Annotated in this window: 26 protein-coding genes, 1 pseudogene and 1 riboswitch; of the genes and pseudogenes, 16 read left to right on the top strand and 11 right to left on the bottom strand. The window is 71.8% G+C overall.

Annotated features, from left to right (window positions below):
* Positions 1–8: 8 nt before the first annotated feature.
* The 7 genes from nadD (at position 9) to AB0J40_RS22220 (ending at position 6,501) form a co-directional block, all read left to right on the top strand.
* Entirely contained in the window at positions 9–602 is a 594-nt protein-coding gene (gene nadD / locus AB0J40_RS22190) for a nicotinate-nucleotide adenylyltransferase (RefSeq protein WP_364455976.1), read from the top strand.
* Between the two features lie 59 nt (positions 603–661).
* Complete coding sequence (rsfS, locus tag AB0J40_RS22195) at positions 662–1,057, top strand: ribosome silencing factor (protein WP_003067112.1); 396 nt, start codon at positions 662–664, stop codon at positions 1,055–1,057.
* A complete protein-coding gene (locus tag AB0J40_RS22200) occupies positions 1,054–1,668 on the top strand; it encodes a histidine phosphatase family protein (RefSeq protein ID WP_364455978.1) in 615 nt (204 codons plus the stop codon). The genes rsfS and AB0J40_RS22200 overlap by 4 nt, the downstream gene beginning before the upstream one ends.
* A 3-nt stretch (positions 1,669–1,671) precedes the next feature.
* Entirely contained in the window at positions 1,672–2,400 is a 729-nt protein-coding gene (gene octT, locus AB0J40_RS22205) for a diglucosylglycerate octanoyltransferase (protein WP_364455980.1), read from the top strand.
* A 4-nt stretch (positions 2,401–2,404) separates the two neighbouring features.
* Positions 2,405–3,262: a DegV family protein gene (locus tag AB0J40_RS22210; RefSeq protein WP_364455982.1), complete on the top strand. Its 858-nt coding sequence runs from the start codon at positions 2,405–2,407 to the stop codon at positions 3,260–3,262.
* Positions 3,263–3,412: 150 nt separating this feature from the next.
* Positions 3,413–4,132, top strand: a complete 720-nt coding sequence (locus AB0J40_RS22215; RefSeq protein ID WP_364455984.1) for a ComEA family DNA-binding protein — start codon at positions 3,413–3,415, stop codon at positions 4,130–4,132.
* Positions 4,129–6,501: a DNA internalization-related competence protein ComEC/Rec2 gene (locus AB0J40_RS22220; protein WP_364455986.1), complete on the top strand. Its 2,373-nt coding sequence runs from the start codon at positions 4,129–4,131 to the stop codon at positions 6,499–6,501. The genes AB0J40_RS22215 and AB0J40_RS22220 overlap by 4 nt, the downstream gene beginning before the upstream one ends.
* 5 nt (positions 6,502–6,506) lie before the next feature.
* Here AB0J40_RS22220 and AB0J40_RS22225 read toward each other — a convergent pair whose 3' ends face one another.
* Positions 6,507–6,995 (bottom strand): DUF4231 domain-containing protein, encoded by a 489-nt coding sequence (locus tag AB0J40_RS22225; protein ID WP_364455988.1) that lies wholly within the window; start codon positions 6,993–6,995, stop codon positions 6,507–6,509.
* A 521-nt stretch (positions 6,996–7,516) separates the two neighbouring features.
* Positions 7,517–8,782 carry a threonine synthase gene (gene thrC / locus AB0J40_RS22230; protein ID WP_364455990.1) on the bottom strand — a complete coding sequence of 422 codons (1,266 nt, stop codon included), beginning with the start codon at positions 8,780–8,782 and terminating at the stop codon, positions 7,517–7,519.
* 13 nt (positions 8,783–8,795) lie between these two features.
* A riboswitch (SAM riboswitch) is annotated at positions 8,796–8,929 on the bottom strand.
* Positions 8,930–9,065: 136 nt separating this feature from the next.
* Between thrC and holA the strand changes: the two genes are divergently transcribed.
* Entirely contained in the window at positions 9,066–10,040 is a 975-nt protein-coding gene (gene holA / locus AB0J40_RS22235; protein ID WP_364455992.1) for a DNA polymerase III subunit delta, read from the top strand.
* Positions 10,041–10,098: 58 nt separating this feature from the next.
* Here the strand turns inward: holA and rpsT are convergent, their stop codons facing one another.
* Complete coding sequence (gene rpsT, locus AB0J40_RS22240) at positions 10,099–10,359, bottom strand: 30S ribosomal protein S20 (RefSeq protein WP_013228460.1); 261 nt, start codon at positions 10,357–10,359, stop codon at positions 10,099–10,101.
* A gap of 324 nt (positions 10,360–10,683) precedes the next feature.
* Between rpsT and AB0J40_RS22245 the strand changes: the two genes are divergently transcribed.
* Both AB0J40_RS22245 and AB0J40_RS22250 read left to right on the top strand, forming a co-directional pair.
* A complete protein-coding gene (locus AB0J40_RS22245) occupies positions 10,684–11,547 on the top strand; it encodes a DMT family transporter (protein WP_364455994.1) in 864 nt (287 codons plus the stop codon).
* A gap of 23 nt (positions 11,548–11,570) precedes the next feature.
* Positions 11,571–11,945 carry a VOC family protein gene (locus AB0J40_RS22250; RefSeq protein ID WP_364455995.1) on the top strand — a complete coding sequence of 125 codons (375 nt, stop codon included), beginning with the start codon at positions 11,571–11,573 and terminating at the stop codon, positions 11,943–11,945.
* Here the strand turns inward: AB0J40_RS22250 and AB0J40_RS22255 are convergent.
* The gene (locus AB0J40_RS22255) at positions 11,942–12,562 is read right to left on the bottom strand and encodes a class I SAM-dependent methyltransferase (RefSeq protein ID WP_364455997.1); all 621 of its coding nucleotides are present in this window, start codon (positions 12,560–12,562) and stop codon (positions 11,942–11,944) included. The genes AB0J40_RS22250 and AB0J40_RS22255 overlap by 4 nt on opposite strands.
* 115 nt (positions 12,563–12,677) lie before the next feature.
* Here AB0J40_RS22255 and lepA point away from each other — a divergent pair, with 115 nt between their 5' ends.
* On the top strand, positions 12,678–14,519 hold the full coding sequence (gene lepA / locus AB0J40_RS22260) for a translation elongation factor 4 (RefSeq protein ID WP_364455999.1): 1,842 nt from the start codon (positions 12,678–12,680) through the stop codon (positions 14,517–14,519).
* A 132-nt stretch (positions 14,520–14,651) separates the two neighbouring features.
* Complete coding sequence (locus AB0J40_RS22265; protein WP_364456001.1) at positions 14,652–15,221, top strand: Uma2 family endonuclease; 570 nt, start codon at positions 14,652–14,654, stop codon at positions 15,219–15,221.
* Between the two features lie 5 nt (positions 15,222–15,226).
* Here the strand turns inward: AB0J40_RS22265 and AB0J40_RS22270 are convergent, their stop codons facing one another.
* The 4 genes and pseudogenes from AB0J40_RS22270 to AB0J40_RS22285 all read right to left on the bottom strand — a co-directional run bounded on the left by AB0J40_RS22270 (position 15,227) and on the right by AB0J40_RS22285 (position 19,174).
* Positions 15,227–15,802, bottom strand: coding sequence for a PH domain-containing protein (locus AB0J40_RS22270; protein WP_364456003.1), 576 nt, complete (start codon positions 15,800–15,802; stop codon positions 15,227–15,229).
* Between the two features lie 26 nt (positions 15,803–15,828).
* Positions 15,829–16,275 carry a pyridoxamine 5'-phosphate oxidase family protein gene (locus AB0J40_RS22275; protein ID WP_364456291.1) on the bottom strand — a complete coding sequence of 149 codons (447 nt, stop codon included), beginning with the start codon at positions 16,273–16,275 and terminating at the stop codon, positions 15,829–15,831.
* Positions 16,276–16,443: 168 nt separating this feature from the next.
* Positions 16,444–16,812 (bottom strand): annotated as a pseudogene (locus AB0J40_RS22280) (pentapeptide repeat-containing protein); the annotation flags it as partial.
* 589 nt (positions 16,813–17,401) lie between these two features.
* Positions 17,402–19,174, bottom strand: coding sequence for a family 20 glycosylhydrolase (locus tag AB0J40_RS22285; protein ID WP_364456005.1), 1,773 nt, complete (start codon positions 19,172–19,174; stop codon positions 17,402–17,404).
* Between the two features lie 107 nt (positions 19,175–19,281).
* Here AB0J40_RS22285 and AB0J40_RS22290 point away from each other — a divergent pair, with 107 nt between their 5' ends.
* Genes AB0J40_RS22290 through AB0J40_RS22300 form a run of 3 tightly spaced genes read left to right on the top strand, consistent with a single transcriptional unit; the run spans position 19,282 to position 21,266 of the window.
* The gene (locus AB0J40_RS22290) at positions 19,282–19,791 is read left to right on the top strand and encodes a MarR family winged helix-turn-helix transcriptional regulator (protein ID WP_364456007.1); all 510 of its coding nucleotides are present in this window, start codon (positions 19,282–19,284) and stop codon (positions 19,789–19,791) included.
* Between the two features lie 52 nt (positions 19,792–19,843).
* On the top strand, positions 19,844–20,200 hold the full coding sequence (locus AB0J40_RS22295; RefSeq protein WP_364456009.1) for a nuclear transport factor 2 family protein: 357 nt from the start codon (positions 19,844–19,846) through the stop codon (positions 20,198–20,200).
* A gap of 16 nt (positions 20,201–20,216) precedes the next feature.
* Positions 20,217–21,266 carry a nitronate monooxygenase gene (locus tag AB0J40_RS22300; RefSeq protein WP_364456011.1) on the top strand — a complete coding sequence of 350 codons (1,050 nt, stop codon included), beginning with the start codon at positions 20,217–20,219 and terminating at the stop codon, positions 21,264–21,266.
* Here the strand turns inward: AB0J40_RS22300 and AB0J40_RS22305 are convergent.
* The 3 genes from AB0J40_RS22305 to AB0J40_RS22315 all read right to left on the bottom strand — a co-directional run bounded on the left by AB0J40_RS22305 (position 21,263) and on the right by AB0J40_RS22315 (position 24,930).
* On the bottom strand, positions 21,263–22,693 hold the full coding sequence (locus AB0J40_RS22305; RefSeq protein ID WP_364456013.1) for an amino acid permease: 1,431 nt from the start codon (positions 22,691–22,693) through the stop codon (positions 21,263–21,265). The two genes, AB0J40_RS22300 and AB0J40_RS22305, sit on opposite strands and share 4 nt — an antisense overlap.
* A gap of 90 nt (positions 22,694–22,783) precedes the next feature.
* Complete coding sequence (locus AB0J40_RS22310; RefSeq protein ID WP_364456015.1) at positions 22,784–23,827, bottom strand: alpha/beta hydrolase; 1,044 nt, start codon at positions 23,825–23,827, stop codon at positions 22,784–22,786.
* Between the two features lie 137 nt (positions 23,828–23,964).
* The gene (locus AB0J40_RS22315) at positions 23,965–24,930 is read right to left on the bottom strand and encodes a zinc-binding dehydrogenase (RefSeq protein WP_364456016.1); all 966 of its coding nucleotides are present in this window, start codon (positions 24,928–24,930) and stop codon (positions 23,965–23,967) included.
* 59 nt (positions 24,931–24,989) lie between these two features.
* Between AB0J40_RS22315 and AB0J40_RS22320 the strand changes: the two genes are divergently transcribed.
* Positions 24,990–25,193, top strand: coding sequence for a hypothetical protein (locus AB0J40_RS22320; protein WP_086676857.1), 204 nt, complete (start codon positions 24,990–24,992; stop codon positions 25,191–25,193).
* Positions 25,194–25,198: the final 5 nt, after the last annotated feature.

Consider the following 25,198-nt stretch of genomic DNA (forward strand, 5'->3'; position numbering starts at 1 on the left):
CTCCGGTCATGTCACCACGGCGGATCGGGGTCATGGGCGGCACGTTCGACCCCGTGCACCACGGCCACCTCGTCGCGGCCAGCGAGGTCCAGTCCCGGTTCGGGCTCGACGAGGTGATCTTCGTCCCCACCGGGCAGCCGTGGCAGAAGACCGGCCGCGAGGTGACCAGGGCCGAGGACCGCTACCTCATGACGGTCATCGCGACCGCGTCCAACCCGGTGTTCTCGGTCAGCCGCGTCGACATCGACCGCGGCGGCCAGACCTACACCGTCGACACGCTGCGCGACCTCCACGCCGAATACCCCGACGACCAGCTGTTCTTCATCACCGGCGCCGACGCCCTCGAGCAGATCCTGACCTGGCACAAGGCCGACGAGCTGTTCGACTTCGCGCACTTCATCGGCGTCACGCGGCCCGGCTACCGGCTCAACTCGCACCACCTGCCCAGTGGCAAGGTGAGCCTCGTCGAGGTCACCGCGATGGCGATCTCCTCGACCGGCTGCCGCGAGCGCGTCGAACGCGGGGAGCCGGTCTGGTACCTCGTGCCCGACGGCGTCGTCCGCTACATCGCGAAGAAGGATCTCTACCGGAAGAGCGACTGAAGGGCCCCTGGTCGCGGCGGGTACCCTTCTCGGGCGAACCCGATCTGAGAAGGAGCACCGTGGCAGCCACGTCCGAGGCACGAGAGCTGGCCGTAGCGGCCGCACACGCGGCGGCGGACAAGAAGGCCAGCGACGTCGTCGTGCTGGACGTGTCCGAGCAGCTCGTCATCACCGACGCCTTCGTCATCGCCTCCGCGTCCAACGAGCGCCTGGTCGGCGCCATCGTCGACAACGTCGAGGAGAAGCTGCGGGAGAGCGGCCACAAGCCGGTCCGCCGCGAAGGCGCCCGCGAGGGCCGCTGGGTCCTGCTGGACTACGTCGACGTCGTCGTGCACGTCCAGCACGTCGAAGAGCGCACGTTCTACGGCCTCGAGCGGCTGTGGAAGGACTGCCCGCGCATCGAGGTGGCCGGACTCGAGGAGCCACCCGCCGACGAGGACCCGGACGTCCCGTGAGCCCGCGGCGGCTCGTGCTCTGGCGCCACGGCGAAACGGACTACAACGCCGCCGGGCGGATGCAGGGCCACCTGGACTCCGCGCTGACCCCGCGGGGCTGGAACCAGGCCCGGTTCGCCGTCCCCGCACTGGCCCGGTTCTCCCCGGACCTCGTCATCGCGTCCGACCTGCGCCGCGCCACCGACACGGCCACCGTGCTCACCGACGCGATCGGTGTCCCGCTGCGGATCGACAAGCGGCTGCGCGAGACGCACCTCGGCGAATGGCAGGGCATGACCGGCGCCGAGGTCGACGAGGCCTACCCCGGTGAACGCGCCCGCTGGCGCCGGGACGCCACCTGGGCACCGCCGGGCGGCGAGAACCGCCTCGACGTCGCCGACCGCGCGAGCGAAGTGGTCACCGACCTGCAGCAAGCCAACTCGGGAGCGGGCGAGACCGTGCTGCTGGCCGCGCACGGCGGGCTGATCACGGCGCTCACCGCGCACCTGCTGAACCTGCCGGTGGAGACCTGGCCGTCGCTGGGCGGGATCTCGAACTGCCACTGGGTCGAGCTGGGAGCTCGCGACGGGAAGTGGCGCCTGCAGGCCTACAACGCGGGGATGCACGGCTAGCCGATGGGGCCGCGCCTGCTCGTGTTCGGCGATTCGCTGAGCTTCCACGGTCCCGAAGGACCCTGCGCCGCGGACGAACCGCGGCTGTGGCCCAACGTCGCGGCCGCCGCGCTGGGCGGCACCGCCGACCTGGTCGCCGGGATCGGCTGGACCGCGCGCGACGCCTGGTGGTCGCTGACCGGCGACCCGCGCGTGTGGGCCGATCTACACCACGTCGACGCGGTCGTCCTGGCGGTCGGCAGCATGGACACGCTGCCTTCGCCGTTGCCGACCTACCTGCGCACCGGGTTGAAGTACCTGCGGCCCGATCCTGTGCGACGCGTGGTGCGCAAGGCCTACCTCGCCGCGCAGCCGCGGCTGTCCGTCGCCTTCCGCGGCCGTCCCGCGGTGCTGCCGGCCAAGCTCACCGTGCAGTACCTCGACACGGCCGTCGGCGCGTTGCGCGTCCTGCGGCCCGAGCTGCCGATCTTCGGCTGGCTGCCGTCGGTCCACCGCGCCGCGGCCTACGGCGGCGTGCACACCGCGCGGCCGGCCGCGGCGGCCGCGATGGCGGCGTGGGGCGCGCGGGCGCGGGTTCCGTTGCTGGACCTCGAAGCCGTCGTCGGCGAGCACGTCCTGAGCGGCGAGGGGAACGCCGACGGCATGCATTGGGGCTGGAAGGGACACGCCGCGGTGGGCGACGCGATGTCCGTGTTGCTGGCGCCGGTGCTGGCCCGCGGCCACGTAGGCTGACGGCGTGTCGGTCGCCGTAGTCACGGATTCCACCGCCCACCTGCCGGAGGGCTTCGCCGAACGGCACTCGGTCCGGGTGGTGCCACTGCACGTCCTGGTCGACGGCGTGGTCTCGCTCGACGGCGTCGAGACCGGCCCGGCGGCGGTCGCCGAAGCGATGAGCCAGCGCAAGATCGTCACGACGTCGCGCCCGACGCCCACCGAGTTCGTGAAGGAGTTCCGCGCGGCGCTGGCCGAAGGCGCCGACGCGATCGTCTCCGTGCACCTCTCGCGCGAGCTGTCGGGCACCTGGGAAGCGGCGGTGCTGGCGGCGCAGGAAGTCGGGCCGGACCGGGTCCGCGTGGTCGACTCGCGCACCACCGCGATGGGACTGGGGTTCGCCGCGCTGCACGCCGCCGCGGCCGCTTCCGAGGGCGCCGACGCGGCCGAGGTCGAGGCCGCGGCGGTGACCGCGGCCGGGTGCTCGTCGACGTTGTTCGTCGTGGAAACCCTGGACCACCTGCGCCGCGGCGGCCGGATCGGCCCGGCCGCGGCGCTGCTCGGCACGGCACTGGCGGTGAAACCGGTGCTGCACATGTCGGACGGCCGGATCCTGCCGCTGGAGAAGGTCCGCACCATGAACCGCGCGCTCGCGCGGCTGGTCGAGCTGGCCGCCAAGGCCGCCGAGGACGACGACGTCGAGCTCGCCGTCCACCACCTCGCGTCGCCGGAGCGGGCGGTCGAGCTGGCGAACCGGCTGGAAGAGGCGGTGCCGCGCTCGGCGGGGTGCGTGGTCTCCGAGCTGGGCGCGGTGATCGGGGCGCACACCGGGCCCGGCGTGCTCGGGGTGGTCGTCCAGCGGACGGTCCCGCCCCGGCGCTAGCCGCCGAACCCTCCAGCATGCCACCCGGGTACGACGGAAACGGCCGTTCCCGGGCCGGGCCGGGTGGATCCATCCACATCACCCCGGTTGTCCACAGGACGCGGCGGCACCCCTGTCGGACGCCTCCCCGCGGGCCCTAACGTCGATCGTGTGTTCGAGCAGCCCGCCCGGGATCCGGGCCCTCCCGTCAACGACCGGCTCGCCTGGCTGGCCGACCAGCTCTCGCCCGACGCGAGCACGGTCGGGCCCGGCGGCCGGCTGGTCCGGCGCTGGCTACCGGGCGGAACGGCCGGTGCCGGCCGCCGCCGGTGGGCGCTCGCCGGCGCGCTCGCGGCGGTCGTGGTGATCGTCCTCGGCTCGGTCGCGCTCCTGGGCGGCCGTCCGGTGCCCGAGTCACCACCCGCGCTGCCGAGCGCGAAACCGGCGAGCGAGGCATCGGCCCGGGCCGCGCCCCAGGCCGGTCTCGTCGTCAGCGTGATCGGCCGGGTCCGGTCGCCCGGCCTCGTCACCGTGGTCCAGGGCGCCCGGGTCGCGGACGTGCTGCGGGCCGCGGGCGGCGCCGAACCCGGCGCCGACCTGAGCTCGCTGAACCTCGCCCGCCGCGTGACCGATGGGGAGCAGCTCGCGGTCGGCATCCCGGCACCCGCCGCCGCGACGGCCGGTGCCCCGGCGGGCACCAAGGTCGACCTCAACGCGGCCAGCACGGACCAGCTGGACACGCTGCCCGGCGTCGGTGCGGTGACGGCCCAGCGGATCGTCCAGTGGCGCACCGAGCACGGCGGCTTCACGAAGGTGGAGCAGCTGCGCGATGTGCCGGGCATCGGAGAAAGCAAGTTCGAACGGTTGCGGGAGCAGGTGATGGTCGGATGAGCACGCTTCCGGCGACCGACACCCGGCAGGACATGCGGCTGGTGCCGGCGGCACTGGCGTGCTGGCTCGCCGCACTCGGCGGACTGCTGCTGGGCTGGTGGTCGGCCGTCGCCGTCGGTCTCGCTTCGGCGGTGGGGGCCGGGCTGGTGTTCTGGCGGGCCCGCGGCCGTCCCCGGGCACTCGGCGCGGCCGCGGCCCTGCTGGTCCTGGGCCTCGTCGCCGCTGGGCCGGTCGCCTGGCGGATCCGGGACGCACAGCGGGACGACCTTCGTGCTGTCGCGACCGAGGGGCTGCCCGCGGCGTTGCGGGTCGTCGTCGCCGAACGTCCGAAACCCGTGCGCAGCGCGGGGTACGCCGACCAGCAGGCCGGTGCCCGGTCAGTAGTGCTGACGGCCGACGTCCGCACGGCGTCGGTCGACGGCCGGCCGGTCACCTCGTCCGGGCGTGTCCTGCTGCTGGCGCCGGTGGCGCAGTGGGCGGCACTGCTGCCGGGTCAGGACGTGACGGCGGCAGGCATGCTGATGCCGCCGCGCGGCTCCGACCTGACCGTCGCGGTGCTGTCCGTGCGCGGGCCGCCGGGCGATCCCGGCCCGGCGCCGTGGTGGCAGCTGACCGCGGCCGACCTGCGCGCCGGGCTCCACGACCTGTGCCAGGTCCTGCCGGCGGAACCCGCCGGGCTCCTGCCGGGCCTGGTCCTCGGCGACACGAGCGGGTTGTCGCCGCGGGTCGAGCAGGAGTTCGTCACCGCCGGCCTGGCGCACCTGACGGCGGTCAGCGGTGGCAACCTCGCCGTGGCGTGCGGCGCGGTGTTGCTCCTGCTGCGGCTGCTGCGGTTCGGGCCGCGGACTTCGGCGGTGGCCGCGGGCGGGTGCCTGGCCGGGTTCCTCGTCCTGGTCGGTCCGGAGCCGAGCGTGCTGCGGGCGGGCGTGATGGCGGCGGTCGCGCTGCTGGCGTTGGCGCTGGGCCGGCGTGGCTCGGCGCTGCCGGCGCTGGCGTTCGCGGTGTGCGTGCTGGTGGTGACGGATCCGGCGATGGCCACGGACTTCGGGTTCGCGCTGTCGGTGTTCGCCACCGCCGGGCTGGTCCTGATCGCACCCCGCTGGGCCGCCGCGCTGGTGCGCCGCGGCGTCCCGCCGGGGTTCGCCGAGGGGCTGGCGATCCCGTTGGCGGCCTTCCTGGTGACAGCACCGGTGCTCGCGGGCATGGCGGGCACGGTGAGCCTGGTTTCGGTGCTCACCAACGTCCTCGCCGCTCCCGTGGTCGCTCCGGCGACGGTGCTCGGCGTGCTAGCGACGGTGGTCGGCCCCTGGTGGCGGGGTGCCGGGCAGGTCCTGGTGCACCTGGCCGACCCGGAAGCGCGCTGGCTGATCACGGTGGCACGGCATGGCGCACGCGCACCCGGCGCGGTCGTCGCCTGGCCCGGCGGCTGGGCGGGTGGGTTGCTGGCCGCCGCGTTGCTCGTGGTGCTGGTGCTGGCCGCCCGGCATCGGCGCATGCGCCTGGCCATGGCGATGCTGGTCGTCGGTGCACTGCTGGCGTTCGTGCCGGTCAAGGTGTTCGCGCCGGCGTGGCCACCGCGCGACTGGGCGATGGTCGAGTGCGATGTCGGCCAAGGCGACGCTGTGGTGCTGGCGACGGCGGAGCCGGGGCGGGCCGTCGTCGTGGACACCGGACCCGAGCCGGGGCCGGTGGACGAGTGCCTGCACCGGCTGTCTGTGGAGCGGATCCCGTTGCTGGTGCTGAGCCACCTGCACGCCGACCACATCGGCGGGCTCTCGTCGGTGTTCGAAGGCCGGTCGGTCGGCGAGGTCGCCGTCGGCCCGGGGCGGGCGCCGGAGTGGGCGTGGCGCCAGGTCGCGGCGGAGGCCAGGAACCAGGAAGTGCCGTTGGTGGAGCTGAACCCGGGGGAACGGATGAGCTGGCCGGGTCTGACGCTCGACGTACTGGGCCCGCGTTACGTACCGGCCCGCACGACGGGGCCACAGGACGGCACGACGATCAACAACAGCTCGGTGGTCCTGCGAGCGCAAACCCCGGCCGGCCGGGTGCTCCTGACGGGCGACGTCGAGCTGGCGGCCCAATCGGACCTGCTGGCCGACGTCGGTGAACTGAAAGCGGAGGTGTTGAAGGTGCCCCACCACGGTTCTCGGTACTCGCTGCCGACGTTCCTCGCGGCGGTCGCGCCGAGGGTGGCGTTGGTCAGCGTGGGCGCGGGCAACACATACGGCCACCCCAGTAAGTCCACAATGGACGAGCTGAAGGCATTGGGCGCGCTGGTGACCCGAACCGACGTGGACGGCGACACGGCGGTGGTCACCGGAACGGCGATAGTCCGCCGGGGCGAGCCGCGAGCCCCGCCCCGGCGGTGAGCGGGTCACTCCGCGGCGGGCTTCGGGGCGCTTCCGTCGGCCTGACGGTCGCGTTCGAAAGCGATCCGGCGGCGAGCCCACTGCTGTCCGCCTTCCTCGGCCAGGGTTTCCACGCGCGCGACCAGCACCCGGACGGCGTCCGAGCCTTCATACGGCGGTGCGGAATGGAGGAACAAGGCGGCCTCGCGCTCGATCGCGTAGCCGATCTGGCTGTGTTCCACCCAGTTCTGGTGCATGCCGAACGTGGTCCGGATCCCGGTGGCGACCAGAACGACGGAACCGAGGGCGGCAATGACGACCGAATCGAGGTGAGCGGCGGCGGCAACCGGGATAGCGGCCGAGCCGATGAGGGCGACGACTTCCACGACGCCGTACCGCAACCGGTCTCGCCGGGCGCCCTTCTTGTACCACCGCCACTTCGCGACAACGGTGGTGGGCAAGGCATCCCCATCACGCTCGGCGGTGACCATCCAGTGCTTGCCGAGATTCCGCATTTCCCCGAACCTCCCGGACCGAGCCGACACCTGGCGGGTGTCGACCCTATCGGCCCGGAGAAACGCGAAAGGAGGTACTCACCAGGCGCAGACCGAGCGGCCCGCGAGGGTCAGTGGCCAAGCGCGATGATCCCGAACGCGCCGGGCGCGGTGGCAGCGACGATCGCGGCCGCTGCGGCCGTGGCGCGGCAGCCGATCACCAGGCCGGTCCTCTCGTGGCTTGCCCTGGCTGCTGTCGCCGGGCTGGCCGGCGGTCGGCGGGGCGGTGGTCCCGTGGCCGCCAGCTCCGGGCGAGGCCGTTGTCCGCCACCGGATTGGGGCGAGGCTTGTTGCCGCTGCCGGAGTCAGGGCGGGCATGCGCTCGGCGGGGTTGGTGGCCGAGCGGCCTCGTGGCTTGCCCTCGGCTGCTGTCGCCGGGCGGGGGGCGGAGGCGGAGGCCCGGTGGCCACCGACTCCGGGTCCCGTTGCCCGCGACCGAAGCGGGGGCGGGCCGCGGCGGCCCGTCCCCAGCTCGGGGAGCGTCAGTAGCCGAGCGCCTCGTTCACCGCGGCGGCCGACGGCGGCACGGTCGCCTTGGGGCCGATGTGGTTCTCGACCGCGTCGAGGGTCTTGAGGCCGTCGCCGGTGATCAGGAGGACCGTCTCCGCGTCCGGGTCGAGCTTGCCCGTCTCCACCAGCTTCTTCGCCGTGGCCACGGTGACCCCGCCGGCCGTCTCGGTGAAGATGCCCTCGGTGCGGGCCAGCAGCCGGATGCCCTCGACGACCTCCTCGTCGGTGACGTCTTCGATCGCGCCGCCGGTGCGGTTGACGATGTCGAGGACGTACGGGCCGTCGGCCGGGTTGCCGATCGCCAGCGAACGGGCGATCGTGTCCGGCTTCACCGGCTGGACCACGTCCTGGCCTGCGCGGAACGCGGCCGACACCGGCGAGCAGCCGGTCGCCTGCGCGCCGAACACCTTGTACGGGCTGGCGTCCACCAAGCCGAGCTGGCCCAGCTCGCGGAAACCCTTGTCCACCTTCGTCAGCTGCGAACCGGAGGCGATCGGCACGACGATCTGCGGCGGGATGCGCCAGCCGAGCTGCTCGGCGACCTCGTAGGCCAGCGTCTTCGAGCCCTCCGAGTAGTACGGCCGGACGTTCACGTTCACGAACGCCCACGTCGGGTGCTCGCCGGCCAGCTCGGTGGCGAGGCGGTTGACGTCGTCGTAGTTGCCGTCGACGGCGATCAGGTCGCCGTCGTACACCGCGGTGGTGAGGATCTTGGCGCGCTCGAGGGTCTTGGGGATCAGCACGACCGACCGCCAGCCGGCGCGGGCCGCGGCGGCGGCCGTCGCGTTGGCCAGGTTGCCGGTCGACGGACAGGCCAGCACCTCGAAGCCGAACTCGCGGGCCGCGGCCAGCGCGACGGCGACGACGCGGTCCTTGAACGAGTGCGTCGGGTTGCCGGTGTCGTCCTTGACCCACACGCGCTTGAGGCCGAGTTCCTTCGCGAGGCGGTCGGCGCGGATCAGCCGGGTCGCGCCGGGCTCGGTGTTCGGGATCTCTTCGACGTTGGACGGAACCGGGAGGAGCTTCTTGTAGCGCCAGATGTTCTTGGGGCCGGCCTCGATGTCTTCGCGGCGGACGCGGCCGAAGTCGTAGGCGACCTCGAGCGGCGAGAAGTCCTCCGCGGAGACGAACTCGGGGGCGAGCGGCTGCCGGTGACCCTCTTCCTTCGACACCAGTTCGACGGCGGGACCGAGATCCGGGGTCTTCGTGGTGGAGGTCGTGCCGAGGGTTGCGGTCATCGCGAGGTTCCTTTCCTCATCTGCCCCGCCGAAGCGGGCCGGAATTGGCACCGTGGTCGTCAGCTACCCCGCGATCGCGGGATGACGGGCTGTACGCCGGTTGCCGGGGCTTCGTCGGGCCGTTCCCTCTGCCCCTCTGGATGAGCGGTATTCGGTTGTCGGGGCGCGCGATCGAGCGCGCCGCCTCGTGGACACCGTACGACATGGCGGTCACGCCGTGCCACGGTGGCCGTCGGACATCACCGGAGCGGGCGCACGACACCGCAAGTGAGAGGATCCTCGGGTGACCGCGCAAGCCACCGCCCCCGCCCCGCTGCACCTGGTCCTGGGCGAGGAAGAACTGCTGATCGAACGGGCCGTCCGCGAGACGCTCGCCGCGGCGCGGGCGATCGACGCCACGGCCGAGCTGACCCGGGTCCGGGTGTCCGATCTCACAGCCCCCGAGCTGGCCGAACTCGTCAGCCCGTCGCTGTTCAGCGAGGGCCGCGTGATCGTCCTGGAGTCGGCGCAGGACATCTCGCAGGAGCTGGCCGACGCCGTGGCGGCGTACCTGAAGGACCCGGCGGACGGCGTCGTGCTGGTCGTCGTGCACACCGGCGGCGGCCGCAGCAAGGCGGGCAAGTCGCTGCCCGCGGCGCTGAAGAAGGCCGGCGCCGAGGTCACGGAGTGCCCGAAGCTGACCAAGCCGGCCGAGCGCGAGCAGTTCGTACGGCACGAGGTGCGCCGCGCGGGCGGCAAGATCGACCCGGCGGGGGTGGCCGCGCTGATCGACGCGGTGGGCTCCGACCTGCGCGAACTCTCCTCGGCGGCGAGCCAGCTGGTGGCCGACACGGGCGGGACGGTCGACGCCGACGCGGTCCGGCAGTACCACCGCGGCCGCGCCGACGTGACGGGCTTCGCGGTCGCGGAGAAGGCGGTCAGCGGTGACCGCTCGGCGGCGCTGGAGTCACTGCGGTGGGCGATGCAGCTGGGCGTCCCGCACGTCCTGGTGGCGGACGCCCTGGCCGACGCGGTCCGCACGATCGCCCGGGTCTCGGGCGCGGGCCGCGGCAACCCGAACCAGATGGCCGGCGAGCTGGGCATGCCGCCGTGGAAGATCCGGAAGGCCCAGGGCCAGTCGCGAGGCTGGAACCAGGACGGCCTGGCCACCGCGATGCGGGTGGTCGCGCGCCTGAACGCCGAGGTCAAGGGCGTGGCAGCCGATCCCGGCTACGCGCTGGAGCGCGCGGTCCTCGAGGTGGCGGCCGCCAAAGGCTGACCACGGGCATGAAGAAAGCCCCGGCCGGAGGCCGGGGCTTTCCCAGAAATCAACCAGCTCAGAGCGCGTTGACGCGCTTGGCGAGCGCCGACTTCTTGTTGGCGGCCTGGTTGGCGTGGATGACGCCCTTCGAGACGGCCTTGTCCAGCTTCTGGGCGGCGTCGCGCTGCAGCTCGACGGCCTTGGCCTTGTCGCCGGCCTCGGCGGCTTCGCGGACCTTGCGGATCGCGGTCTTCACCGAGGACCGGATCGCCTGGTTGCGCTGACGCGCCTTCTCGTTCGTCGTGATGCGCTTGATCTGCGACTTGATGTTGGCCATAGGGCAACTCCTGTTTCACTCGGTGAGATCGCCGCCGCGCTGAAGTGGCCCCGCGGAAAGCGGGTTTCCTCCATGACGGAATGCCGCACGGGCAGCGAGCGACCACTTTAACAGCCGGGCCGCCGGCGTCCGGCACCGGGAGTACGGTGGGGGACGGCAGTGCCTAGGGTTCCGTCGCCGGCCCGCGCACGCGACACACAATCAGGGTCGGCGGGCCTGGTCCGAGCGGCACCATCGGCGGGCCCGGACGGCCGGTCGTTCATCTGACGGGGCAAAAGCCTGGAGGACCCGGTTTTCGCGCGCGCGAAAACCCGAAGGGGCCCCATGAACGCCACCGCCTTGTCTTTCGTCCTCGTCGCCGCCGTCGTGCACGCCGCGTGGAACCTCGCCGCCAAGCGGATCTCCTCCGGCGGCACCCAGTTCGTCTGGCTCTACTACACGGTTTCCGCCGTCCTCCTGCTGCCGGTGACCGTCGTGCTGCTGGCCGTCGAGCCCGAGCGTCCACAGTGGAGCTGGCTGCTCGCCGCCGTGGTGACGTCGGTGCTGCACGTCGCCTACGGCGTCGTCCTGCAACGCGGGTACCGGGTCGGGGACCTCTCCGTCGTCTACCCCGTCGCGCGGGGCACCGGGCCGCTGCTGTCGGTGCTGGCCGCCGTCCTCGTGCTCGGCGAACGGCCCGGCGTCCTCGGCCTGGTCGGCGCGTTCCTGGTCATCGCCGGCGTGCTGGTGATCAGCACCGGCCGCAGGGCGGAGGACCCTCGGGCGGTCAAGGCGGGGATCCTCTACGGCCTGCTGACCGGCGCCACCATCGCCGGCTACACCCTCTGGGACGCGCACTCCGTGACCGGCCTCGGCGTGCCGCCGGTCGTCTACTTCGGCCTCGGCTCGATCCTGCAGAGCGCGATGCTCGTGCCCGGCGCGCTGGCCGGCCGCGCCGAAGTCCGCCGCGTCTGGCGCGAGCAGCGCCGGGAGGTGCTGCTGGTCGCCGTGCTGTCGCCGGTCGCCTACATTCTCGTGCTGTTCGCCCTCACGATGGCGCCGGTCAGCCTGGTCGCGCCGGCGCGGGAGCTGAGCATCGTGATCGGCGGCGTCGCCGCGTGGCTGGTGCTGGGCGAGCGCGACGCCGTCCGGCGGCTCGCCGGGTCGGTGATCGTGCTGTCCGGCATCGCCGCGATTGCGGCCGCCTGAGCGCGTCCGGTAGGGATGGGCGGATGGAAGTCCTGAAGAGCAGGCTGATCGTCCGCGCCCGCGACGCCGACGCGACCACGGCGTTCTACCGCGACACCCTCGGCCTGGCCGTGGAGCGCGAGTTCCCCGGCGGCACGGTGTTCTTCCTCGGCCACGGCTCCCTGGAGGTCTCCGGCCGGGGCGAGGCGGGGTCGTCGCCCGACCTGGTGCTCTGGCTGCAGGTCCGGGACCTCGCCGGGACGCTGGCCGAGCTGAAGGCGCGGGGCCTGGAGCCGGTGCGGGACGCCCAGCGCGAGCCCTGGGGCCTCGACGAGGCCTGGATCGCCGACCCGGACGGCACGCGCATCGTGCTGGTCGAGGTGCCCGAAGGCCACCCGATCCGCACGGACACCCGCTAGGCGGGCTTGACCGCGCGCAGCTGGGCGGCCAGCGCGGCGAAGCCGGGCGGGTCCCACGTCCACGTCTGCAAGTCGGCGAAGCCCGCTTCGGCGGCTTCGTCGGCCAGGACGTGCCTGCTCACGGGCAGCCACTTCTCGTGCGCGGACAGCAGCAGCCGGCCGCCGGGGCGCAGCACCCGGAACAGCTCGGCGAACCCGGCCGCGCGGTCGTCCCAGAGCATCACGTTGTTCACCGTCAGCACGACGTCGACCGAGCCGTCGGGCTCGCCGGTGTGCGCCGCCGACCCTTCGCGCAGCTCGACGCGGTCGCCGCAGCGCTCCTGGCAGAGCGCGAGCATCTCGCGGGAGGGGTCGACGCCGATGGTGCGCCCGGCCAGCCGCGCGGCGGCTTCCAGGCCGACGCCGGGCCCGGGGCCGACGACCAGGACGGTGTCGTCCGGCTCGAGCCGGGCCAGGTCGACGACGCGGTGTTCGGTGGCGGCGTTGCCCCGCGCCATCACCCAGCCGCCGAGGCGGCCGAGGGCTCCCGAAGGGTGACCGAAAGCACGGTCGAGGACGCGGCCGAAGCCGCCTGGATCCGGCTGGGGAGGGGGTGCCGGCTGGTGCGAAGTGCTCATACTTCGAGGGCACCACGGATCACGGGAGCTCGCATCGGGGATGACCCCCACCCGCACCCGGAGGGTCATGGGAACATAGAGGTGGCCATCCCCGACTTTCCGAGGACTCATTCGAGTGACGACGTTCGCCGACACCACCTTCACGCCTCCGGAGCTGATCCGGAACTTCTGCATCATCGCGCACATCGACCACGGCAAGTCCACCCTGGCCGACCGCATGCTGCAGCTCACCGGCGTCGTCGAAGAGCGGGCCATGCGCGCTCAGTACCTCGACCGGATGGACATCGAGCGGGAGCGCGGGATCACGATCAAGGCGCAGAACGTCCGGCTGCCCTGGAAGGTCGACGGGCAGGACCACGTCCTGCACATGATCGACACGCCCGGCCACGTCGACTTCACCTACGAGGTCTCGCGGGCGCTGGAGGCGTGCGAAGGCGCGATCCTGCTGGTCGACGCGGCGCAGGGGATCGAGGCCCAGACGCTGGCCAACCTCTACCTCGCCCTGGAGAACAACCTCCAGATCATCCCGGTCCTCAACAAGATCGACCTGCCGTCGGCCGACCCCGACAAGTACGCGGGTGAGCTGGCCCACATCATCGGCTGCGAGCCGGAGGACGTGCTGCGGGTCTCGGCCAAGACCGGCATGGGCGTCGGCGAGCTGCTCGACGAGGTCGTCAAGCAGGTCCCCGCTCCGCAGGGCGACGCCGACGCGCCCGCCCGCGCGATGATCTTCGACTCGGTGTACGACACCTACCGCGGCGTCGTCACCTACATCCGCGTCGTCGACGGCAAGATCACGCCGCGCGAGAAGATCAAGATGATGTCGACCGGGGCCACGCACGAGCTGCTCGAGGTCGGGATCATCTCGCCGGAGCCCAAGCCCAGCAAGGGGCTCGGTGTCGGCGAGGTCGGCTACCTGATCACCGGCGTGAAGGACGTCCGGCAGTCGAAGGTCGGCGACACCGTGACGTCCGAGCGCCACGGCGCGAAGGAAGCGCTGGCGGGCTACCGCGAGCCGAAGCCGATGGTCTACTCCGGACTGTATCCGGTGGACGGCTCGGACTACCCCGAGCTGCGCGAGGCGCTCGACAAGCTCCAGCTCAACGACGCCGCACTCGACTACGAGCCGGAGACGTCGGTGGCGCTGGGCTTCGGCTTCCGCTGCGGCTTCCTCGGCCTGCTGCACCTGGAGATCACGCGCGACCGGCTCGAGCGCGAGTTCGGCCTCGACCTCATCTCGACGGCGCCGAACGTCATCTACCGCGTCGTGCTCGAGGACCGCAACGAGGTGGTCGTGACCAACCCGTCGGACTGGCCGACCGGGCTGAAGATCGCCGAGGTGCACGAGCCGGTGTCGAAGGTGAGCATCCTCGCGCCGTCGGAGTTCGTCGGCACGATCATGGAGCTGTGCCAGACGAAGCGCGGCACGCTGCTCGGCATGGACTACCTGTCCGAGGACCGCGTCGAGCTGCGCTACAACATCCCGCTGGCCGAAATCATTTTCGACTTCTTCGACACGCTGAAGTCGCGTACGCGCGGTTACGCGTCGCTGGATTACGAAGAGGCAGGCGAGCAGATCGCGGATCTGGTCAAGGTGGACATCCTGCTGCAAGGCGAAACCGTGGACGCGTTTTCGGCGATCGTGCACAAGGACGCGGCGTACGGCTACGGCAACCGGATGGCGACGCGGCTGCGCGAGCTGATCCCGCGCCAGCAGTTCGAGGTTCCGATCCAGGCGGCCGTCGGTTCGCGGATCATCGCCCGCGAAACGATTCGCGCGATCCGCAAGGACGTGCTCGCGAAGTGCTACGGCGGTGACATTTCGCGGAAGCGCAAGCTGCTCGAGAAGCAGAAGGAAGGCAAGAAGCGGATGAAGACCGTGGGCCGGGTCGAGGTCCCGCAGGAGGCCTTCGTCGCCGCACTGTCCACTGAGGACTCGGGCAAGAACAAGAAGTAACTGTTCTCTTGATGTGACACCGGCGCCCATATTCACGCCTCCGCGTGAATATGGGCGCCGAACCGGTGTTCGATGCGATTTCTGTCGGTGGCGTCTGCTTTGCTCTGGTGCGAAGAGCGAAAGGAGAGCACCATGACGGTCATGGCAGACATCGAGCATCCCGCCGATTCGGGCCCCCTGACGGTGCACGACCTCGAGGGGATGCCGGACGATGGCCGACGCCGCGAACTCATCGACGGGGTGCTCATCGCGAGCCCCGCGCCGGGAAGAAGACACCAAAAGATCGTCGTGAGACTCTGGAGGGTTCTCGACGACCTGTGCCCGCCCGAGTACGACGTACTCGTCGCGCCGTTCGCGGTGCACCAGGGCGACGAAACCGAGCTGCAGCCGGATGTCCTGGTCGGCCGGGACGAAGACTTCACCGAGAAGGACCTCCCGGCGCCGCCGGTGCTGGCCGTCGAGGTGCTGTCGCCGAGCACGGCGATCCACGACCTGAACCTCAAGAAGGCGGTCTACGAACGGCTGGGAACCGGGAGTTACTGGGCGATCGATCCGGAGGAACCCGCGCTCACGGTGTTCGAGCTGGACGAGGACGGCCACTACCAGCAGGTGGCCAAAGCGGCGGGCGGCGAGGTCTGCGAGCTCGAGCGGCCGTTCCCGGTGCGGATAGTGCCGAGGGAGCTGCTGGGCCGGCTCGGCTGACCCGGTCAGCGGATACGGGGCGTACCGCGGAGCTGGGCGTGCAGCTGCCGGTTGCGCAGCTCCTTCCGGAGCCGGTCGACCACGGCGTCGAACAGGGCCGGGTCGAGGATGGCCGTCTGCTCGAACTGCCGCCGCTGGGGCGGGGCGGGGGTCAGCTTGCCGCGGGGTGCGTAGCGCTGCACGGAACTCTCGAGGCCGCCGCCGGTGACCAGGTCGAGCCAGAGGGCGTCGCGCAGGTAGCCGTCGCCGAAGCGCGCCGACCGGCGGACGCTGATGTCGGCGATGTGCGACCACGGCACCACCCGGGTGCTGAGCGTGCCCGCGGGCACGCGGAGACCCTCGTCGCCGACGGTGAGGTCGCGGAGGCCGGCGAAGCCGCGCTTCAGCTCGCGGGCCCGGGACACGCGGAACGCGACGATCGCGACGAGCACGGAGCCCGCGTACGCGCCGCCGATCAGCCACGGCGACAGACCGCGCAGCAGACCCAGGGCGAGCGCCGCGCCGAAGCCGGCGTCCGCGACGAGGAGCACGCCGATCAGGATCTTGACCGGCGCGCTCACGCGGCGTGGTGACTCGGGCAACGCATCGACTCCTCGGGCCGGGCTGGTCAGGGGTTGCCGATTATCCGGTCCGCCGTCACGAAGACCGCGACCCGCCGCTCTTCGGCCATCACGCGGTCGTACTCGTCCCAGTCGTCGTGCGTGCCGGTGGCGGCCTTGAAGACGTCGCGCAGCAGCTTCGGCAGGCCCGCGGGGTCGAAGGCGGGATCGGGGTCGTCCGGCCCGATGAGGTGGGTGGCGCCGGTGACCGAGACCCAGTTCCAGCCGCGCCGGAAGGTGACGGTGGCGTGCCCGGCTCGTCGCAGCAGCGCGAGCTTGTGCGCCCGCCCGACGGCGACGTAGGCGACACCCGGCGCACCGGTCACCGGATCTTCGAGCACACCGGCGTTGACGACGGAGGAGTGAACGGTGCCATCAGCCCGCGTGGTGGCGACGGTGGCCAGTCCGTCCTCCCGCAGCGACAGCGCGCGCACCTGCTCCAGATCAACGCTCATGCCGCAATCTAACCCGCCGGACGAACCGGGTGTTCCGGATTCACCAGCTGAAGCCGGACGATCACCATCTGTAGGAGCGTCGATCTCGATGATGCCGAGTTCGCGTCTTCGGCCCTCGTCGACGTGCTCGGGCCAGGTGGTGGTCCGGTCCGCGAGGGCGCCGGTGAGCACGGCCCGGTCTAGGACGGCGCCGGTCAGGTTCGCACCCCGGAGGTCGGCATGACTCAGGTCGGCGTCACGGAGGTTGGCGTCCTGCAGATGAGCCCGGGTCAGGTTGGCACGCGCCAGCCGGACGCGCTCGAGGTAGGCCCGGCGCAGGTCCACGCCGGTGAGGTCCGCGCGATCGAGCCGCGCTTCGGCGAGGACGGCGCGGGCGAGGTTGGCGTACCGGAACTGGGCGCCGACGAAGTGCGCCTTGCGGAGGGCGACGCTGCGCAGGTCCACTCGCGACAGGTAGACGACCGGCTCGTCGCGCGTCGGCGTGCGCCGGCCGAGGACACCCATCGCCGCCTGGACGTCGGCCGCGCGCACGCGCATCCACGGCAGCTGTTCGTCCACCGCGGGCGTGGGGTGCGCCGGTCCGCCGGGCGCGCCGACCGGCCACGGCGAATGGTTGCGCACGAAGGCGCCGAGGAGGTACTCGATCGTGTTCCGGTCCGGGGGCGAGTTCCGCGCGATGCGTTCAAGGGAGTAAATCCCGCCGACGCGCACGTCGCTGTTGTCGCTGCCGAGCTGGTCGACGGCCTTGGTGAAGCGTTCGGTGAGCTGCCCGTCGCGGTTCACCTGGACCTGCCGCCAGGTCGCCGTGGCGCCGGCGATCACCAGCAGGCCCGCGCTGAACTGCAGCAGCGTCGAGCGGACGTCGTTGCGCAACCGGCCCTGGGCCTGCTGCAGCTGGATCCGCGCGTCCGCGCCGGGAACCCCCTGCAGCTCCGCGCCGGTCAACGGTGGGTAGAGCAGCTGGGGGAGCAGGGCCAGTCCGGCGAACACCACGGCCAGGGAGCCGATGATCGCGGCAATCGTCCTTCGCGTCACGAGGGAGAAGTCTGGCGTGGGACGGCGGCACCGGGGAAGCCGCCGTCAGACCGGGGGCCGGGCCCGCTCGAGCAGGCCCGGGCCACTCACCTCAGCAGGCGCCGTTGTCGGTCCAGACTCCCCACTCGCCCGTTGTTCCCGGCTCCTCGCCCTGGGTCCACCACTTCGCCGTCCACTTGTGGCCGTTGTGGGATACCACGTTCCCGCCCGTGTACACCTGCGACGCACTCCACGCCGGATCCGCGCACGTCCCCGGGTTCGTGGTCCCACCCGTGTCCCAAGAAACCTGCGACGACCGGTAGAAGTTGATGCCCTGAGCCACCCAGCGCGGGGCCTGTGCGCCCAGGCGGGTGCGGAATGCCGTCCAGTCGTGCGTCGACCACGGGGACCAGCCCAGCTCCGCGTGCGCCGCCAAGCGGGGGAACGCCAGGTACTCGATGTCCGCCGGCGTGACCACCATTTCCGTCCACAGCGGCGATTCCACCCCGCGGACCGCCGACTCGCCGACGCCCGACAAGTACGCTCCCGGGTTCCAGCCGTACGCGTCCTGGACTTCGATGTAGCCCGCCCACGACAGGCCGATCGGCGTCGCGCTGTTGTACTTCATGTCCAGGTACGCCTTGTTCGCCGGCGACAGGATCACCTTGCTGCCGCGGGAAACCGCCGTCGACACGCCGGAGTCCGATGTCGTCGTTCCCCAGAACTGCGGGGTCGCCGAAGCCGGCAACGCGGCCTTCGCGATGTCGTGCCAGCCCACCACCGACTTGCCCGTCGCCGCCACCAGTGGCAGCACCTTGTTCACGAACGTCAGGTAGTCCGCCGACGACGTCGAGGACGCTTCGTCGCCGCCGATGTGGATGTACGGCCCCGGGGTCAGCGCCGCCAGCTCGCGCAGGACGTCCGCGATGAACGTGTACGTGATGTCCTTGGAAATGCACAGCGAGCTGTAGCCGACCGCCGTGTCCGTGCGCAACGCCGGGGCCACCCCGTTGCAGTTCAGCTCCGCGTACGAGGCCAGCGCCGCGTTGACGTGCCCCGGCATGTCGATCTCCGGGATCACCGTGATGTGCCGCGAAGCCGCGTAGTTCACGATGTCCGTGTACTGCGCCTTCGTGTAGTAGCCGCCCGCGCCGCCGCCGACCTGCGTGCTGCCGCCGTACGTCGCCAGGCGGGGCCAGCTGTCGATCTGGATGCGCCAGCCCTGGTCGTCGGCCAGGTGCAGGTGTAGGTTGTTGATCTTGTACTGGGCGAGCTCGTCGAGGTACCGCTTCACCGTCGACACGGGGTGGAAGTGCCGGGCGACGTCGAGCATCGCGCCGCGGTAGCCGAAACGCGGGTAGTCGAGGATCGTCGCGCCCGGAATGCTCCACGGCCCCTGCTGGGCGGTCGGGCTTTCCACGCGACCCGGCAGCAGTTGCCGCAGCGTCTGGACGCCGGCGAACAGCCCGTCGGCCGTCGTCGCCCGCACCGTCACCGACGACGCCGTCGACACCAGCTGGTAGCCCTGCGCACCGACGGTCGCGGGCGCGCCGCCGAGCAGCAGCGCGATGCTGTCGGACGGCACCGACGCCGGGGCGTCGGACACCGGCAGCGCGAACCCGGTCGACGGCCGCAGCACGCCGGCGAGGTAGTCGCCGACCTGCCTGGCCGGTGCCGACCCGGCTTCGGTGACGATCTTCGTCGTCGACACCAGCGGGAAGGCGACCCCGGTGGCCGGGGTCACCGAGACCGGCACCGGCACGATCAACTGCAGTGCCGGCGCGGCCGCCGCGGCCGGGGTGAGCTGGGCGGCCGTGGTGCCGGCGCCGACCAGCGCCAGCACGGCGAGCGCGCGGCCGAGCCGCCGCGCGAAGGGTGTCTTCACCGGGGGACCTCCTGCGGGAAGGGCGCGACCTCGCCGTCGCACCTGCCCGGATCGTCGCACCTCCGCCGACGATGGTCTAGACCAAACTGGGTGGTTAAGCTCGCGCGATGCCGCAGGAGTTCGCGCCGGGCTCGCCGTTCGGGCTGCTTTCGTCCGCCGAAACGGCCGCCTGGTACGCGTACATGAAAGTGCACCTCCGCCTGGAGTACGAGCTGAACCGGCAGCTGCGGGCCGACAGCGGCCTTTCGCTCGCCGACTACCACGTGCTGGTCGCGCTGACGAGCGCGTCCGGCGGCCGGATGCGGGTCACCGACCTGGCGATCCGCATCGGCTGGGAGCGCAGCCGGCTGTCGCACCACCTGAAGCGGATGCGCGAACGCGGCCTGGTCACGACCGGCGTCAGCCCCGAAGATCGGCGCGCCACCGACGTGGCGCTGTCCGGCGACGGCTGGGAGGCGTTGCGCCGGGCCGCGCCGGACCACGTCGAGTTCGTGCGCAAGGCGTTCCTGGACGCGCTCGAACCCGGCGAAAAACCCCAGCTGGCGGCCTTGCTGGAGCGGGTCTACGACGCGCTCGTCGAGCACGGCAGCCTGCCGCGGCCGGACGACCACCCCTGACACTTAGGTGACATGTCACGTAATATGGCGTCGAACCTTAGGAGGGCGTGACATGGCGACGGTGGCCGAACTGATGCGGGCGAACCTGCTCGAGGTTTTCAACGAGCGCGACGACGAGCGGCGCGCGAAGGCGATCGCCGCGACCTACGCGGCCGACGTCGAGTTCGCCGATCCCGAAGGCGTGGTGACCGGGCACGAAGACCTGAACGCCAAGGCGAAGGGGCTCCTGGAGCAGTCGCCGGGCTTCGTCTTCGCGCCGGCCGGCCCGGTGCTGGTCAACCACGACCTCGGTCACCTCGCCTGGGAGTTCGGTCCGGAAGGCGCGCCGCCGGTCGTCCGGGGGATCGATGTCGCGCTCGTCAAGGACGGCCTCATCACGAAGCTCTACACGATGTTGCTGCCCGCCTGAGTACTACGCTCGGGACATGTTCGACGAGCTGACGTTCCCGGTCATCGCCGCGCCGATGGCGGGCGGTCCCACCACCCCGGAGCTGGTCGCCGCGGTGACCGAGGCCGGGGGCTTCGGCTTCCTGAGCGCCGGGATGCTCACGCCCGCCGCGCTGGCCGCGCAGATCGACCGGACCCGCGAGCTGACCGGCCGCCCCTTCGGCGTCAACCTCTTCGTCCCCCAGCCGGACACCGGCGCCGACGTCTCCGCGCACCGCGAACGGCTCGAAGCCTTCGCCCGCGAGTACGACGTCGAGCTCGGCGAACCGAAGTGGGACGACGACAACTACCCCGCGAAGCTGGACGTCGTGCTCGGGCAGCGGGTTCCGGTGGTGTCGTTCACCTTCGGCCCGCCCTCGCCGTCGGACGTGGTGCGCCTGAAGGAGGCCGGCTGCACCGTCGTCGTCACCGTGACCACGCCCGAAGCCGCGCAGCGGGCCGCGGAACTCGGCGCCGACGCGCTCGTCGTGCAGGGCTTCGAAGCGGGCGGGCACCGGAGCCTGTTCACCGACGACCCCGGGCTGCCCGGCGGCGGCGCCGAATACGGCGTCCTCGCGCTGCTGCGGCTGGTCGCCGCCCGCGTCGACCTGCCGCTGATCGCCGCCGGCGGGCTGGTGCACGGCGCGGACGTCGCCGCCGTGCTCGCCGCCGGGGCCGTCGCCGCCCAGCTGGGCACGGTCTTCCTGCGCGCCGACGAGGCCGGGACGTCCGAAGCCCACCGCAAGGCCCTGGCGCTCGCCGAGCGCGAGACGGCGTTCACCCGCGCCTTCAGCGGCCGCCCGGCGCGCGGGCTGGTCAACAAGTTCATGGACGCGCTCTCCGAAGGCGCGCCCGCGGCGTACCCGCAGCTCAACCACCTCGCGGGCCCGGTGCGCAAGGCGTCGGCGAAAGCCGGTGACCCGGAAGCGATCTCGCTGTGGGCGGGCCAGACCTACCCGCTCGCGTACGACGCCTCGGCCGCCGTGATCCTCGAGCGGCTGAAGGTCGAGGCACGCGACGCCGCCGCGCGCCTCGACCGGATCCGCTAGCGGTTCAGGAGCGAGTGCCGCCGGCTGTAGAGGAAGTAGATCGCCAGGCCGATGACGAACCAGACGGCGAACCGCAGCCAGGTCGCCGGCTGCAGGAACGTGATCAGCCAGATCGAGAACACGATGCCGATCGCGGGCACCACCGGCATGCCCGGCGTCTTGAACGTCCGCGGCAGGTCCGGCTGCTTGTAGCGCAGCACGATCACCGCGACGCAGACGACGACGAACGCCAGCAGGATGCCGATGTTCGTCAGCTCCGCCGCTTCGCCGATCGGCAACACCCCGGCGATGATCGCGGACGCGCCACCGAGGATCCACGTCATCCGGCTCGGCACCTGGCGCTTCTCGTTCGTCTTGCCGAACCACGCCGGGAGCAGGCCGTCGCGGCTCATCGAGTAGCCGACGCGGGTGGCGCCCATCAGGAACGTGAACAGCACGGTGAGGATGCCGACGATGGCGCCGATCGCGATCACCGTGGCCAGCCCGTCCAGGCCGACCGACTTGAACGCCGTGGAGAACCCGCTCTTCGGGTCGATCTCGGTGTACTTCTGCATGCCGGTCAGCACCAGGCAGGCCAGCACGTACAGCACCATCGAGATCGCCAGCGAGTAGAGGATCGCCTTCGGCATGTGCCGTTGCGCGTCCTTGGACTCCTCGGCGGCCGTCGACATCGCGTCGTACCCGAAGACCGCGAAGAACACCGTGGCCGCGCCGGTCACCGCGCCGCCGAAGCCGGCCGGGGCGAACGGCGTGTAGTTGCCGGTCTTGACGTAGAAGAACCCGACCAGGATGACGACCAGCACGATCAGGACCTTGATCCCGACCATCGCCGTCTCGAACCGGGCGGCGCTGCGGATGCCGCGGTTGAGCAGGTACGCGATCAGCAGGCACAGCAGCGCGGCGAACAGGTCGACCTTGTGGCCCGGGCCGGTGCCGGGCGCGCCGAGCATCCACGCGGGCAGGTCGAGGCCGAGCTGGCCGAGCAGGAAGCTGAAGTAGCCGGAGATGCCGATCGCCACCACCGACACGATCGCGGTGTACTCCAGCAGCAGGTCCCAGCCGATGAACCAGCCGACGACCTCGCCGAGCACCGCGTAGCCGTACGTGTAGGCCGAGCCGGCCTTCGGGATCAGGCCGGCGAACTCGGCGTAGGAGAACGCGGCCGCGGCGCTCGCGACGCCGGCGATGAGGAACGAGATCAGCACGGCCGGCCCGACGCCGGGGATGCCGGCCGAGTCGTCGCCGTGCGCGACGCTGCCCGCGAGGGCGAAGATCCCGGCGCCGATGATGCCGCCGATGCCGATGGCGGTCAGCTGCCACAGGCCCAGGGTGCGTTTCAGGCCGCCGGTTTCGCCGGCATCCTGGATCTGGTCGATCGGCTTGCGCCGGAAGATGCCGGAGCTGGAGCCCAGGCTTGGAGAGGACATCTTCGTCTCCCGAACGTCGGTGGACGGCCCGGATCACGGACCCAACGGGGGAACCTACCGCCAACTCCGCGTGAAGACAGCGTGAGCGGATCAGCCCGCCGCGGTGTCCTCGCTCACGGCCGCCGTCACCGTCGCCGCGGCGCGCTTGGCCTGGGTGGTCCGGACCGCGCTCGCCGCGAAGTAGGTGAGCAGCTCGGCGATCTCCACCGGGTCGTCCAGCTGCGGGCAGTGCCCCCAGTCCTCGCGGACGAGCAGCCTGCTGTGCGGCACCAGCGTGTGCAGCTGCCGCCCGGACGCCGCCGTGACGAGCTTGTCCTTGCCGCACGCGACGACCAGCAGCGGCACCTTCACCGACTCGAGCCGGTAGGCGTCCGCGAGCTCCGCGACCAGCTGGCGGGCCTGCTCCAGCCGGCTCTTGGTCGACCGGTAGTCGGGGAACAGCGCGGTGAAGCGCCGCACCTGCACGGCGTCGGCGACGCTCGAGTCGGCGTACAGCAGCCTCGGCACGACCTGCTCGGCGACCTTGCGCACGAGGAAACCCGGTACGGGGACCGGCAGCGCCGAATACAGCCGCAGCGGCAGCGGGTAGCGCGCGACCGTCCGGATCAGCCACGAGTCGACGAACCCGGGTGCGGCGATCGACACGACACCCGAGATCGGCAACCGGCTGTTCTGCGCCGCGCGCAGGCTCATCGTGCCGCCGAGGGAGTTCCCGGCCAGCACGACCGAGCCGAGCACGGCCTGTTCGCGCACGACGGCGGTGGTGAACGCGTCGAGCTGGGGCAGCATCGGGCCGGGCCGCAGCGGCTGCGCGTCGCCGAACCCGGGCAGATCGACCGCGACCGCCGGGATCCCGGCGGCCGCGAGCTGCTCCAGGGCGGGGCGCCACGTGTCGGCGCTGTCGCAGTAGCCGTGCAGCAGCACCAGCCTCGGTGCCGACGGCTTGACGTGCGGCGTCGCCGCCCGGCGGCGCAGGGAACGACGGGGGAGTTCCGGGTCCGGAGCGGCTTCGCCGACCTCCAGGACGCGGGTGCGGACACCGGCGTAGCGCCGGAAGGAGACCCGGATCGGGTCCGGGTCGCTGCTGGACCGGCCGCCCGGTCCAGCCGAGGCGGGCCGCTTCGTTGCGGTCATACCTCAAGATTACCTTGCGACCATTGGGTTTTGGTCGAATTCAGGTGCTAACGACCAGATCTCGAACTGAGTACGTTGGAGATTCACCGGATGCCGAGCCGGGCGGAACAAGCCGATCCGCCCAGCTCAGCGGTGGTCTAGCGGGTGAAGACGATCTTGCCCGCGGTGTCGCCCTCGAGCATCGCCTGGAACCCCTTAGGGGCCTCGGCGAAGGGCAGTTCGGCCCCGATCTGCGGCCGCACCCCGGTCAGGTCGAGGTAGGCGAGCAGGTCCGCGAGCTCGTCGCGGGTGCCCATCGTCGATCCGGAGACGCGCAGCTGGAGGAAGAAGACGCGCTGCAGCTCCGCGCCCGCGTCCGGGCCGCTGGTCGAGCCGGAGACCACGATGATCCCGCCGGGCTTGAGGGACTTGACCGAATGCGACCAGGTCGCCTTGCCGACGGTCTCGAACACGGCGTCGACGCGCTCGGGCAGCCGCGCGCCCGACTCGAACGTCTGGTGCGCGCCGAGGCTCGAGGCGAGCGCGCGCTTCTCCTCGGTGCGGCCGGTCACCCAGACCCGGAACCCGGCGGCCCGGCCGAGCTGCACCAGCGCCGTCGAGACGCCGCCGGAAGCACCCTGCACGAGCATCGTCTGGCCGGGCCGCAGCCCGGACTTCACGAAGAGCATCCGGTAGGCGGTCAGCCAGGCCGTGCCCATGGTGGCGGCCTCGGCGAAGCTGAGCCCCGCGGGCTTCGGGACGACGTTGCGGGCCGGCACGACGACCTGGTCGGCGAAGGTGCCCTGGTGCTTCTCGGTGAGCAGAGTCCGCTTCGGGTCGAGGGTGTCGTCGCCCTGCCAGCCCGGCGCGTTGATCACGGAGTGGATGACGACCTCGGAGCCGTCGTCGAGGGTCCCCGCGCCGTCGCAGCCGAGGATCATCGGGAACTGGTCGGGCTTGATGCCGACCCCCCGCAGCGTCCAGAGGTCGTGCATGTTGAGGCTGGCCGCCTTGACGTGCACGCGGACCCAGCCGTCCGGCACGTCGGGTTCGGGTCGCTCGCCCACGACGAGCGAGTCCAGCGGGCTTTCGGCGTTGGGTTCCTGCGCGTACACGGCGAACATGCCTCGCAACGTACCGCCCCTGAAGCGCGGCGGCAGTAGAGCGCGCGTAGGCTCACACCGTGTTCAACGGGCTTGCCGACTGGTGGGACGGGGTCGAGCTGTGGCTCGCCCAGGCCTGGTTCCCGGTCCAGTTCGTGCTGGTCATGGTGGTCGTCGTGCCGCTGTGCCTGGCCGCCGCGTGGGTGCTCGACAAGCTGGTCGGGCTCTTCGCCCGCCGGCTCGCTCCCGGGCGTGACGACGACCGCTCCGACACCCCGTCCTAGGCTGG

The organism is Amycolatopsis sp. NPDC049691, from assembly GCF_040675005.1.
Classification (GTDB): Bacteria; Actinomycetota; Actinomycetes; order Mycobacteriales; family Pseudonocardiaceae; genus Amycolatopsis.